General features: G+C 42.5%; 8 protein-coding genes. All 8 read right to left on the bottom strand.

From position 1 onward, the window contains the following. Positions 1 to 154: 154 nt before the first annotated feature. Positions 155 to 3580, bottom strand: coding sequence for a beta strand repeat-containing protein (locus tag T357_RS0114960; protein WP_031554382.1), 3426 nt, complete (start codon positions 3578 to 3580; stop codon positions 155 to 157). A 245-nt stretch (positions 3581 to 3825) separates the two neighbouring features. Further along, on the bottom strand, positions 3826 to 4842 hold the full coding sequence (locus tag T357_RS0114955) for a tyrosine-type recombinase/integrase (protein WP_031554379.1): 1017 nt from the start codon (positions 4840 to 4842) through the stop codon (positions 3826 to 3828). Positions 4843 to 5343: 501 nt separating this feature from the next. Then, positions 5344 to 5550, bottom strand: coding sequence for a hypothetical protein (locus T357_RS0114945; RefSeq protein WP_031554377.1), 207 nt, complete (start codon positions 5548 to 5550; stop codon positions 5344 to 5346). Positions 5551 to 5582: 32 nt separating this feature from the next. After that, positions 5583 to 7157: a cardiolipin synthase gene (gene cls / locus T357_RS0114940; protein WP_031554374.1), complete on the bottom strand. Its 1575-nt coding sequence runs from the start codon at positions 7155 to 7157 to the stop codon at positions 5583 to 5585. A 12-nt stretch (positions 7158 to 7169) separates the two neighbouring features. Continuing rightward, positions 7170 to 7802, bottom strand: a complete 633-nt coding sequence (locus T357_RS0114935; RefSeq protein WP_049962471.1) for an MBL fold metallo-hydrolase — start codon at positions 7800 to 7802, stop codon at positions 7170 to 7172. 260 nt (positions 7803 to 8062) lie between these two features. Beyond that, on the bottom strand, positions 8063 to 9145 hold the full coding sequence (gene asd / locus T357_RS0114930) for an aspartate-semialdehyde dehydrogenase (RefSeq protein WP_031554355.1): 1083 nt from the start codon (positions 9143 to 9145) through the stop codon (positions 8063 to 8065). 217 nt (positions 9146 to 9362) lie between these two features. Beyond that, on the bottom strand, positions 9363 to 11600 hold the full coding sequence (locus tag T357_RS0114925) for a DNA gyrase/topoisomerase IV subunit A (protein ID WP_031554352.1): 2238 nt from the start codon (positions 11598 to 11600) through the stop codon (positions 9363 to 9365). A 139-nt stretch (positions 11601 to 11739) separates the two neighbouring features. Beyond that, positions 11740 to 13665, bottom strand: a complete 1926-nt coding sequence (locus T357_RS0114920) for a DNA gyrase/topoisomerase IV subunit B (protein ID WP_031554348.1) — start codon at positions 13663 to 13665, stop codon at positions 11740 to 11742. Positions 13666 to 13992 lie beyond the last annotated feature (327 nt).

Genomic DNA, 13992 nt, shown 5'->3' with positions numbered 1-13992 from the left:
ATCCCCCCTTGGAGTAGGGGGGATTAAGGGAAAAAACGGGGGACGGTCCTCCTCTCGGAAGCCGTCCCCGGTTTTTAAAAGAGGTTTCTGAACGTGATCATAAATATGTGTTCAAAATCCACTTTCCTTTACGATTCATAACCTTTGGTACAGATCATGATGCAAGACCTGCAAGTGCAAGTGTTGCCGGATCAAATATTCCCAGGTTAGCTGCAGGATTGGTTACAACTGTACCTGTCATCTGCTGTGCCGAAGCTTCTGTAGCAGCCAACTGCTGTGCAGCCATCATAGCTGTAAATGGATCTGTAGCTGTTCCGTAAATGATGTATGTAAGTCCTGCTGCCATCTTTGATACCGGTAGGTAAAGTATACCATCGCAGGTACACAGAACATCGATACTTGATGAGTCACTAAAAAGTACCTTATACGTATTACCGTATTTAACATTAGCGGTTATAGGCACATCAACAATATTTGAAGCTGCAGTATCGAATATATTATGGAAATCAACGGCACCTGTACCGAAGATGTTCTCTGAGCCATATGTCTGAACGTTAGCTGCAGCAAAGTTATTGAAAGCTGATGCTATATCAATACCTGTCACTACGTTCGATACAGGAGCAGCAAGAGTCGTACCTGTAGTTGCAACCGCAACAACTGTAAGATCGTTTACAGGATTAATTGTCTGATTGAGTACTGTGCTTGTAACTCCTTTGCCACCTGATCCACCTGATCCTGAACCGGAGCTGGATCTGGTACCTCCGCCGGAGGTATAAGTCCTCGTAGCATCAGGTAAAGAAAGACTGATATTCAAACCTGACTTAACTGTAAGGTTCCAAGACCCGTCATCATTCTTTGTTGCAGTAACATATTCCTTGTATTCATCAGGAATATTAAAAGAGTAAATCTTGTAGCCATTCGTCGGCGTAACAACGATAGTTGTGGAGGACTGTGTTTCACCTGTGGTTCCGAGCCAGCTTGCATCTTTATAAGAAGCAAATGTTCCGCCGGAATGAGTTGAATTACTTCCATCAGCAATGGAAACTGAGAAGTACTCTGTTCCGATGTTATTGTTAACACGTCCGCCATAGTTGTAAACAGTACCGTTATTGGTATCTACAACACCGCCTGTAAGGTTCTCAACGAGACCTGTGTCTGTGTTAATACCAACTTTAGCCTCGTTATTCAAAACCTGTCCGGAGTTCTGTTCTACATCACCGGCTCCCTTATTTGACTGAATTAAGCCTGTGCTTTCCCCAACATAGCCTGTGTTGATCTCGATGGTTCCGTCATTTCTAACAACTATGCTGGTGTTATCCTTGATGATAGAATTATTGTCATTTACAGTTCCCGCATTAGTGTTTACAGTACCATCGTTAGTTCCTATTTCAGCATTCGCATTATTATTGTTAACTGTTCCGGTATTATTGGTAATGTCATGATTGTTGGCATTAACTGTTCCTGAGTTTGTATTGATATCGCCATCGTTAGTAGTAACTGTTCCGGCATTAGTTGTAACAGCGCCTGTATTAATAGTTACAGTTCCGCCGGCTTTATTTTCACCCAACTCACCTGCATTGCTATCCATGGTCTTACTGTTAAAATCTACATAACCGCCCACAGCATTTATTTTGATAACACCACCGGCCTCATTATTTACTGTACCCTTGTTGGTATCAACCGTACCATCCGCTGTGTTGGTTACAATACCGGTAGACTCGTTGGTTGTAACAGTTCCTGCATTGGATGTTAATGTTCCTGCATTGGACGCCATAGTAACATCGTTAAAATCTACTAAACCACCTTCAAGATTCTTCTCTACGATGCCACCTGATGCATTGGTTACTGTTCCGGCGTTCTCCTTTACAGTACCACCTTGATTATTAGTAACATCACCGCCGGCATTATTGTTTATAACAGTTCCGCCGTTATTTGTAACTTTTCCGCCTGATGCATTGGTTGTTACGGTTCCTTCAGTAGCATTATCGACATGTCCTTCATTAGTTCCTACGGTTCCGTTTGTGTTGGTTACTGAACCATTAGCCAAATTGTTTGTTACTGAACCGCCTTCAGTATTGGTGACTGTACCATTTATATTGTTTACAACCTTACCGCCCTTATTATCAACGGTTCCGCTGGCATCCTGAGTACCATTATTAGTTACTTTACCATTAACATCATTTGCTACAGAACCGGTATTGTTCCCAACAGTTCCTTTAGTATTGGTTACTTTACCATTAGCCAAATTGTTTGTTACTGAACCGCCTTCAGTATTGGTGACTGTACCATTTATATTGTTTACAACAGTACCGCCCTTATTATCAACGGTTCCGCTGGCATCCTGAGTACCATTATTAGTTACTTCACCAAATTCACCATTGTTTACAGATCCAATATTTGTTCCTACGGCTGCAACTGCTGCCGCACTCGTTCCGTTATTGTTTACTGTAGCATTGGCATTATTGGTATTCACCACACCATATGCTCCATTGTTAACTGTGCCGTTATTTGTTCCTACGGTTGCAGCGCCATCTGCTGTTCCGGTATTGTTTACTGTAGCATTGGGATTATTTGTGGTTACTTCACCAAATGGACCATTATCTACTGTGCCGTTGTTAATTTCAACAATACCTTTATCATTTGCGCTTGTTCCTGTATTAACTACACCATAACCGTCTGTCCCATATCCGGTACTTTTATTTGTTTTTACAGTACCGCTTTCATTGGTAACTCTACCACCTGTTTCGTTAGTGACAACAACACCTCCATCAGTGTTTGTGACCGTAGCACCAGAGTAATTGTATTCTACAGTTCCTCCGGCGTTATTCACACCACTATAGTTATATGTCACTTCACCATCTGCTATATTGTTGACACTTCCTGATCCATTATTGGTTGTGACCGTTCCTGAGTTGTTATTAATAGTTCCGGTATTTGTTCCTACGTTTCCGGAATTGCCTCCATTATCAACACCTATAGTCCCTGAGTTAGATCCTACATTTCCTGCATTATCATTAATAGTTCCGGTATTTGTTCCTACTGAACCTGTGCTAGTATTGCTTCCAACTGTTCCAGCGTTGTTAGTAACAGTCTTATTATTGGTTGTCACTTCACCACCGTTATAGTTATCTTGAACGGTTCCGTTATTGGTTGTCACCTTACCACCGTTGTGGTTGGTTGTTACCGTTCCACTATTGTCAGTTACTTCACCTTTATTATCAGTTACTTCACCGTCTGAAGCATTATTATGTTTTACTGTACCATTATTAGCACTTACAGTCTTGTTGTTATCCGTTACAGTACCGTCATTTATATCAACAGTCCCATTATTTGTGCTTACAAGATTGTCATTGTCTTTAACCTTATTATTATTATTAGTCACAGTACCTTCATTTTGTTCCACGGTACCATTGTTAACATTCACCGTACCATGATTATGCTTATAGGTGTCTTGTGAACTTATATCAATTTCATGACCACTTTCATTATCATCATAAGTGTACGCTAATGATGTTACCGGTGTCACTGCGATAGTAACCGCTGTCAGTATGCTGGTTGCCTTTACAAATTTTCTTCTCATGCTTTAGAATCCTTTCTTAAAGAAGTTTCCGGCAAAAATCCGAAATACCTTAAACCCATACAGTTTTCGTTTCCGCTAATATTGCCCAATAAATGAACAAAAAAACGGAAAACTCCCGTTGTTTCGGAGCTTTCCGTTTTTTTGTTACTGATTTGTTACCAAACTGATGTCAACGTTATAGTTCGCCATAAATCCAGGGATGTGTTCCTGTAAAATCATTTACACTATACTATCCCCCACTGATCCTACTTCAAAAGGGCAATAGTTTCCCTTAACTGTTCCAGTGTTTTATGATTGTAAACTCTGTTCCCAACATCCTTGGATTTATGCCCCATGATCATATCTATGCACTTGCGATTGGCACCGGCATTATCAAGCATGGTTTCCATGGTATGTCTGGCTTCATGTGGGGTCTTATCAGCATTTATGAGGGTCATCACAGACTTCCATAATCTGTAATACACCGTCGTGCTGATTTTCCTGCTCTGATATGTGAAAAAATATTCTTCACCCTTGTCAACCCATTTTCTTACAAGCGGTTGGATCCTTGGATGGATGGGAACGATCCTGTCTTTACCGCTTCGGGTCTTAAATCCTCCTATAAATATCTTCTGCTCCATATCGATCTGTCCTGTTTTCATGGTCAGAAGTTCATTTAATCTGAATCCGGTATATAAAAAAATGAGAACCGTATCTACCCAGGGTTCAGAAACAAAATACCACAGATCTTCAAGTTGCTTTTCTGTAAATGGTGTTCTTTTTGTATCCGGAACCGGAGCAGCGGTTATCAGTTGACTGTACATCTTATCTATAATGTCACATTCAAAAGCAAATCTATCGAGATGCCCCCAAAGGGCCTTGATTGCACCCTGAGTTGCATATCCATAGCCGCAATTATCAATACTTTCCTGCATCTGATAGGCTTTGATTAAACGATACTTCACACCATAGTATTTGGAACAATGCTTAAATGCTGATTTCAACGCTCCCCGGCTGCTTTTTGACAGTTTGGGGAGTTTGATATTTGCCCATTGCTGAAAAAGTATTGCAAGAGTAACCTTGTCCCGATCAATATTCCAGGGATTGTTATTGTACTGTGCAAGCATTATCAATGCAGATTCCCTTGTTTCTGCATACCCCACAGGTATCTGATGCGTTTTTCCGGCTTCATCAGATACAGTCACCTTGATGATCCAGGGTCTTGTTCTGTTCCCCGATAGTCTGGTCACACAACCATAACCATTTGGATTTCTTTTACACATAAAAATATCACCCACTTTCTTGAGGTCTAAAAATAATCCAAAAATATTATTTTATAAGATTACTATCTCTCAAGTTTCGCCTCAAAAAATGAGCCATAGGATTTTACACGAGGGATGAATGTATGCCATCAAGACATCAGGTACATGTGAAAAAGTAACAAATAAGAAACAAAATCATCCCTGCGCTCTTAAAGAGAAAGGAATATATGTGAGAATAACAAATTTTTTTATTTTTTTATCTTATTTTTCTTATTTTTTTGACATATAAGCCGTTTATAACTACATAGCATTTAGTATAGGTGCGTGGATGATGATTTAGATGCAGCATTACCGTGAAATAGTATAAAAGAAAGGAGCATTGAAGCAGGGGTATCATCTTTGTAAAAGCAGTAATAGTGCTGCTTTACGGTTAACATCATAGTACATGTACCATTAAAACATTGGGCAATATTAAAACCCCCGGAAAATGATCCTTATGGAATCATCTCCCGGGGGTATAATTTACTCTGACTTTTCCATCTCCGAGATACTCTTTCCCATATCTTTCAATATCTCAGAAAACGCATGGACATATTTTTCCGGAATGGCATCGGCCTTCTCGAACATTTCCCTGAACCAGTATTTATAAACAAAAAAACGGGATGATTCTCTTCTATTGGGAACCATCCCGAAATCATCCATACAGAAGCCATCGGGGGAGATTCTCAACCGTGAGAATCCCCCCGATAGATTTACAGCATTCACATCAGCTCTGCAAAGAGCCTCAGGAACAGCTGCGATAATTTAAGATATGAGCTTTTAACAGTACTGTATTCTTCAGTGACCTCTGTACTTTCCGAAAACATTTTTTCAAAATCGCGACGGATAGCTGGTACCACTTCACTGTGGGCGATGAAACATCCATTCTCAAAATGGTGATACAGGCTTCTGTAATCGAGATTTATGGTACCGCAGGTGGCCATGACATCATCTGCAACACACATCTTCGCATGGCAGAATCCGGGAGTCCATTCATACATCCTGACTCCGTGTCTTGCCAGCGAGTTATAGAAGGAGCGTGTCACACTGTAAACCATCTTTTTGTCCGGGATTCCCGGAGTGATAACACGGACATCAACGCCTCTTTCTGCCGCAAGAGCCATGGCGTGGGCCATCTCATCGGTGATAATGAGATAGGGAGTCACAAAATAACAGTACTTAACCGCCTTCTCAACGATACTTATATATACATCCTCTCCAACATGTATATCATCCATGGGACTGTCTGCATAGGGCTGGATAAATGCTTCTTCTCCGGCAACCGATGCATCATTGGGAAAGAACCTTCCAAACTCAACATCATCCTTATCCGTATCACTTACAGCATTCCACATTTCAAGAAAAGTAACGGTCAGGGACTTTACCGCCTCTCCCTCAAGCCTTATTCCCGTATCCTTCCATAATCCAAAGGGATGTGTCAGGCCGAAATACTCATCCGCAAGATTATAACCTCCGGTGAAACCAACGTAACCGTCAATTACAGTTATCTTTCGGTGGTCTCTGTTGTTCAGAAAAGCATTAAGTCCCGGAGCCAGGGGATTAAACACACGGCACTGGATTCCACGGGCCTCAAGCTTCCTGCAGAAATCCGTATTAATGAAACCAATGCTTCCCATATCGTCATAGAAGACCCTTACCTCAACCCCCTCTTTTACCTTTTCAGCCAAAACCTCCTCTATTCTGTTCCAGGAAACAGAATCCTCTATGGCATGATACTCCATAAATATAAAGGATTTTGCCTTGGCCAAAGCATCAAGCTGTGCTTCCAGCCCCTTTGCAGCATCGTCATAATATTCGATTCGGGTATTCTGATAAACCGGATATAATGCCTTGGAGGCGATATATTGCGAAACTCCTGCTGCAGCGCTGTCAGTCTCCCTTAGCTTTTCTATAGTCTCAGTATTTTTCGGAAGTATGGGCAGAAGTACCTCATCAATTCTCTGATAACGGTCTCTCATCTTCCACGTATACCCATTCAACCCTACCAGAAGATACAGTGAAACCCCCATGATAGGAAGCACAAGTATCAGAATGATCCAGGGCATCTTCATGGCTGCCGTTTTGTTTTGGGCATAGATTCCCAGTACCAGCACTAAAGCCAGTATCCTCATGCCTATGTTTATCCATTCGGCGTAATCCCATAATTTTGTAAACAGTAAAAGAACAAGTACGATTTCGATCAGCAGGGCTATCCCCACAAAAATCAACCGTTTTATACCATTTTGTGTTTCTTTTCTTCCCTCATAGGTCTTCTGCTCATTACTACTATCGTTCATAAGGTTTCAGCCTCAATTCTGTTTGGGTATAAGGGTAATGATTTCATCCGGAACATTCCGGGTATCTATCTCGAATGTCGGCTCCTTGATTCTGTGAACCCCCGGGATCACCGACATTACCTGCTGAATGTCTTCCTGGGCATCATATCCCGTTGCACCTTCTCTGAAATGCATAAGTACCTTTAAACAAGGTGTCTTCAAATGTTTCATGATTTCCAGTGCCTGAGCTGAATCTATGGTATAGAAGCCGGCACAAGGAAGAAGAACAACATCAGCTTTTTTCAATTCTTCATACTCATCTTCACTTGGCAGTCTGCCAATGTCTCCCATGTGGGCAATCACAAGATCATCCATCTTTACAAAAGATATCTTTGTCATGCCTCTCTTGCTTCCGCTTGCATCATCATGAGGCACAAGAATGTTATGGTATCTGAGACCATGATCTTTTCTGCTCAGAGAAATAAGTGAGGCAGCATTATGGTCATGGTGTTCATGAGAGCAGATAACCATATCCGCTGTCAAACCCGACGGCACCTTTAATCCCGGTACACTGCCGTTTTCATAGGGATCAAATACAACTGAACCGTCTTTTGAATCCGCCTTAAAACACGAATGACCATAATACGTTAAACTAATCTTTGACATCTTTAGACCTCCCCCGATGTATTTCAACACTTATATCAATCATATCATAAATGCACATCCTGACTCTCACTTATTTTGAGATTTATGGCAGTAAACGACAGGCAGCCACCGACTGAACTGTTGAGAAATAAAAAGAGCCAGACCCTAAAGCCTGACTCTGACTATCTTTAGGAAACCTCAATAAACTTTGAAGATCCCGTTTTTAATTGACACTCGCCGACTCGAGTCTTATCCCCTGCCGAAACGTTGCATCATATATTTTATTTCTTTGTAATATATCCCTTGGCTGCAAGGTACTCTGCTGCCTCAACTCCGCCGCCTGCTGCGCCGCGAAGTGTGTTGTGGCTGAGTCCTACAAACTTCCAGTCATAGATGGAATCCTCACGGATACGTCCGATGGAGATACCCATTCCTCTCTCGTAGTTAACATCGAGATCAACCTGTGGACGGTTATCATCCTCAAGATATTGGATAAAATGCTCAGGAGCTGAAGGAAGCTTAAGTGCCTGAGGCTCACCTGAATAGTCTCTCAGTGCCTGTACAAGCTCTTCCTTTGTCGGGTTCTTGTGGAACTTAACAAATACTGTTGCAGTGTGTCCGTTAAGGATAGGAACACGGATGCACTGTGCGGAAATCTTTATATCCTCTGCAAGATCGATATGATCTCCCTTAAAAGTACCGAGAACTCTTAAAGGCTCTTTTTCTGACTTCTCTTCCTCACCGCCGATGTATGGGATGATATTATGCTCCATCTCAGGCCATGATTCAAAGTTCTTTCCTGCGCCGGAAATAGCCTGATATGTGGAAACGATAACCTCATACGGCTCGAACTTACGCCATGCAGCAAGGGCCGGTGCATATGACTGAATGGAACAGTTAGGCTTAACAGCGATAAATCCGCGGGTTGTACCGAGTCTCTTCTTCTGAGCTTCGATAAGCTGATAATGATCCGGATTGATCTCAGGTACTACCATCGGAACATCAGGTGTCCATCTGTGAGCAGAGTTGTTGGAGACAACCGGAGTCTCTGTCTTGGCATAAGCCTCCTCAAATACACGGATCTCATCCTTCTTCATATCTACTGCAGAAAATACAAAATCGACGTCCTTTACAACTTCATCAATCTTGGAAACGTCCTTTACGATCATGCTCTTAACCGACTCAGGCATCGGAACGTCAAGCTTCCATCTTCCCTCAACTGCCTTCTCATAGGTCTGTCCTGCAGATCTTGGTGAAGCAGCAAGTGTTGTAAGCTCAAACCATGGGTGATTCTCAAGAAGTGTGATGAATCTCTGTCCAACCATACCTGTTGCACCGAGAACGCCAACTTTTAATTTCTCCATAACTGTTTTCTCCTCTTTAAACTCATGTTTTCGCAGGTTTCTTCTGACAGACAGATGCCAGTCTGTTTAGCACGTCTGATTAACGTAAAGATACCCCTTTGCTCTTTTATATTACTAAAAGCTGCCTAAATCAATAAACTTTTAATTATATCTAATCTAAGCTGTGGCTATAACGTGAATTATATGGCGATTTTTTTACCATAACCCGCGATTATGTTTAATGTTTAGTTCCTTTACCTGCTCTGTTGGCAAGCTTAAGTCTGTTAAGTGACAGCATCTTTCCGCTGACCTTTATATCCAAAGGATCAACTCCCATAAGATAAACGTCTCTGAGTACATCACCCTTTCCGAGTTTGATAGCAACAACGCCCTTACTGTTCTTCTTCTGTAAAGGCACATCACTGAGGGAGCATCTCAGGAAATAACCGTCTCTGGTTCTGAATACGATGTCCGTCTCGTAACCCATCACCTGAATGCTTACCACTTTATCACCATCATTAAGCTTTGTGGCAGCCACCAGTTTATTTGCTGTTTCAAACTCGCTTGCCTCAACCAGCTTCACCATAGCATCCTTTGTAGCGAATACAAGAGTCTTGCCGTTAAGTACAGATTTAACATTTACATAAACAATCTCTTCGTCATTTGCATTGTACTTACTGATGTTGTCGATAGGTATACCCTTGTCCTTGAATTTACCGAGGGGCACATCCTGGCACTTTATCTGATGCATATTGCCCTTATCGGTAAATATAAGCACTCTGTCTGTAGACTTACACTTAAAGATAAATCTGCTTTCAGACTCAAGAGTTTCCTGATTACGCTGGTAAGTAGCATCATCTATCATCTTGCAGTATCCAAACTTATCCTGAACATAGTATCCGTCTATCTCCTGGACTTCCTTATCATTGAATACAGCTTCCCTACCGTCCTCTATAAGTGTTCTTCTGGGCTTTGCATACTGGGACTTTATGAACATAAGGTCTTCGGAAATAACCTCGTTCATACGGTCACGGCTTCCAAGGATACCCCTGTACTCCTTTATCTTCTTGAGAGTCTCTGCATGACGCTTTTTCAGTTCGATAAGCTCGAGACCGATGAGCTTGCTGAGCTTCATGTCAAGGATTGCCTGAGCCTGTCGCTCTGTAAATGTAAACTCCCTAATGGTTGCTTCAAACTCTTTATCTCTGTCACGGAACTTGATGCCTTCAATGTCTCCCGTCATAAGAGCTTTCTTTGCATCAGCCTGGGACTTACAGCTTCTGAGAAGTGCAATGATGGCATCAATAAGGTCAACTGCCTTGATGAGACCGTCCTGAATCTCCTTCTTGTCTATCTCGGCATCAAGTAAATTCTTGTACTTCTTTCCGAGAATCTCATACTGGAACTTAAGGTATGCCTTGATGATTCCGCGAAGAGACATGGTCTCCGGACGTCCTTCATTGATGGCAAGCATATTTACGCCGAAGGTATCCTCCAACTTTGTTTTCTTATAAAGGACATTCTGTATCCTTTCAATGTCAGCGCCGTTCTTAAGGTCAAGAACGATACGTATACCGTTCTTGTCTGACTGGTTGGAAATGTCTGTGATTTCAGGAAGCACTCTGTTCTCCACAAGCTGTGCCGTATCCTGCATGAACTTCATGATACCCTGACCGATCATTGTGTATGGTATCTCAGTCACCACAAGCTTATCTCTGTCGGATCTTCCTTCCTTCTTTTCGAATACAAGCTTTCCTCTGAGCTTCAGCTTTCCGGTTCCGGAACGGTAAATATCCACAAGCTCCGACTTGTTGGCGATGATTCCGCCTGTAGGAAAATCAGGTCCCTTAAGATACTCCATCATATCAGCAGTTCCCATGGCAGGATTTCTGAGATAAGCAAGGATAAGGTCAATGATCTCTCCCAGATTGTGGCTTGGAGTTGATGTAGCCATACCTACCGCGATACCCTCGGAACCATTCAAAAGGAAATACGGTATTCTGGCAGGAAGCACAACCGGTTCTGTCAGAGTCTCATCATAGTTCGCCTGAAACTCCACCGACTTATCAAGATCTGCCAGCATGCAGTCATCGGTAAACTTTTCAAGCTTCGCCTCTGTATATCGTGGAGCCGCTGCGGAATCTCCCTCTATGGAACCGAAATTACCCTGTCCATGGATAACCGGCTGCATACGCTTGAAATCCTGCGCCATGACAACCAGTGTATCGTATATGGATGCATCTCCGTGAGGGTGATACTTACCCATGGTGTCACCCACTATTCGGGCTGACTTATAGGTTGGGTGGTCATGGTTAGCATGAAGCTGATCCATGTCGAAAAGTACTCTTCTCTGTACCGGCTTAAGTCCGTCACGAATATCCGGTACCGCTCTTGAAGTGATAACGCTCATGGAATAATCCAGGTAGCTTTTCTGCATCTCCTCCGAATATTCGGTTGTTAAAATCTGTTCTGCCATAATTAATCCTTAATTATATCTATTCTCTTTACTTTGGGGTTTCACGGTCACCCTTCGTTTGATGCCTGCGAATTCTGCTTACGCAGTACGTTTTTCTCACAAAACCGTCATATGCGAAGGACATTAACCGATGAACTTTTTAAGCATCAATCTCAGCCTCATCAGCGTGATCATGAATGAAATCACGGCGAGGTCCTACCTCTGATCCCATGAGCATACTGGTAACCTCCGATGCCAGACGTCCGTCCTCTATCTCAACTCTCTTTAAAATTCTGTTTTCCGGATTGAGGGTTGTCTCCCAAAGCTGCTCCGGATTCATCTCACCAAGACCCTTGAATCGCTTCAGCTCATAGCTTCCAACCTTGTGGTTCTTCTGATACTTTACAAGCGCAGATTCATCATAAAGGTACTCCGGTGCCTCTTTTTTATTGTGAGGTATAGCCTGATAAAGAGGCGGCATGGAAACATAAACATGTCCTTCTGTGATAAGGTCAGGCATAAACCTGTAAAGGAAGGTAAGGAGCAATGTATCGATATGTGAACCATCAACGTCCGCATCGGTCATAAGTATGATCTTGTCATAGCGGAGCTTTGTGATATCAAAGTCATTACCGTAACCCTCTGAGAATCCACATCCAAAGGTATTGATCATGGTCTTGATCTCAGCATTGGCAAGAACCTTATCTATGGAAGCTTTCTCAACGTTCAGGATCTTTCCACGAAGGGGAAGAATAGCCTGGGTACGTCTGTCTCTGTGATTTTTTGCAGAACCGCCCGCAGAATCTCCCTCTACGATGAAAATCTCACACTCCTCGGGATTTTTGGAAATGCAGTTAGCGAGTTTTCCGTTTGAGTCAAAACTGTATTTTGACTTGCTGAGCATGTTGCTCTTGGCTTTCTGTTCCTGTTTTCTGATCTTTGCTGATTTCTCTGCGCAGGTGATGATGGACTTCACAACTTCAACATTTCTGTCGAAATAATGCTGAAGCTCTGAATCCACTATGGCCGCAACATGCTTTCCTGCTTCCTGGCTTGCAAGCTTTGTCTTGGTCTGTCCTTCAAAAATAGGATCCGGATACTTTATAGCAACTACAGCCATCATACCGTTACGGGTATCAGCACCGGTGTAGTTATCATCCTTTTCCTTGAGAAGTCCAAGCTGTCTTGCATAGCTGTTTATAAGCTGGGCAAACTTGGTCTTGAATCCCGTGATATGTGTTCCGCCCTCCTGGGTGAAAATGTTGTTACAGAAGCCGTGAACATTCTCTTCAAAGTCATCCGTAAACTGAATACAGCACTCAAGTGTTGTACCCTCGGACTCGCCCTTGAAGTAAATCTCGGGAGTAACCTTTTCTTTCTCTTTATTGACATCCTTAACAAAGGCAATGATTCCTTCCGGCTCATGGAACTCCTTGATAACAGGAATCTCATCTCTGTCATCCCGATAATGAATGGTAAGCTCCGGGTTAAGATATGCAGTCTCATGGAGTCTTGACTGAAGCCAGTCCTCCTTGAATCTTGTCTTTTCAAATATCTCCGGATCCGGTATAAATGTGGTCTCTGTTCCGGTCTCCTTTGTCTTTCCCACAACAGGAAGAAGTCCCTTTACAAGCTCGGTTGTTGGTTTTCCGCGCTCATAAGTATCTTCCGAAATCTTTCCGTCCTGATAAACACGGATCCTGAGGTAGGATGACAGAGCATTAACAACTGATGAACCTACACCGTGAAGACCGCCGGAGGTTTTGTATGCCTTGCTGTCGAACTTTCCGCCGGCATGAAGTGTGGTAAGAACTACTCGCTCTGCGGAAACTCCCTTCTGGTGCATGCCTACAGGAATGCCTCGACCGTCATCACGAACGGTACAGGAGCCATCCTTTCCCAATGTTATCCATATATTCTTGGCATATCCCGCCAGATGCTCATCCACCGAATTGTCCAGGATTTCGTAAATGAGGTGATTTAGACCTCTTGAACCTACGGAACCGATGTACATACCGGGTCTCACTCTGACCGGTTCAAGTCCCTCCAGGACCGTGATACTCGACGCATCGTATTTCTCTGCCATGTAAAAACTCCTTAAAAATCTTGCTGTTTTTTTGCACGCAATTTCTTGAACTATATCATAAATATGACATTTTTATCAAGCTGTGGCATTTTATCAAAACCACCTGCTTTCTTAATAATACCCTCTCTTCTCCGAATTTTCCACACGTACGTTCTTTTTTATACTTACGTTTTTCTTACATATCCGTCAGTCTCCTTCATCCGAAATCCCATCCAGGGATATGATGTTCCAAATTTATGTATTTTTGAAAATAATATTTATTTTATCAACCTAGATGATATAATGAATTCATCAGGTTACGTGACACGGATCATAGAATATGATCAA

It is taken from the genome of Oribacterium sp. FC2011, from assembly GCF_000701645.1.
Taxonomy (GTDB): domain Bacteria; phylum Bacillota; class Clostridia; order Lachnospirales; family Lachnospiraceae; genus Oribacterium.
This window is presented reverse-complemented; position numbering and strand designations above follow the sequence as displayed.

What these genes read in the sequence shown, in the direction of transcription:
- T357_RS0114960 (WP_031554382.1), bottom strand. Translation starts at nt 3,580, where the DNA reads ATGAGAAGAAAATTTGTAAAGGCAACCAGCATACTGACAGCGGTTACT.
- T357_RS0114955 (WP_031554379.1), bottom strand. Translation starts at nt 4,842, where the DNA reads ATGTGTAAAAGAAATCCAAATGGTTATGGTTGTGTGACCAGACTATCG.
- cls (WP_031554374.1), bottom strand. Translation starts at nt 7,157, where the DNA reads ATGAACGATAGTAGTAATGAGCAGAAGACCTATGAGGGAAGAAAAGAA.
- T357_RS0114935 (WP_049962471.1), bottom strand. Translation starts at nt 7,802, where the DNA reads ATGTCAAAGATTAGTTTAACGTATTATGGTCATTCGTGTTTTAAGGCG.
- asd (WP_031554355.1), bottom strand. Translation starts at nt 9,145, where the DNA reads ATGGAGAAATTAAAAGTTGGCGTTCTCGGTGCAACAGGTATGGTTGGA.
- T357_RS0114925 (WP_031554352.1), bottom strand. Translation starts at nt 11,600, where the DNA reads ATGGCAGAACAGATTTTAACAACCGAATATTCGGAGGAGATGCAGAAA.
- T357_RS0114920 (WP_031554348.1), bottom strand. Translation starts at nt 13,665, where the DNA reads ATGGCAGAGAAATACGATGCGTCGAGTATCACGGTCCTGGAGGGACTT.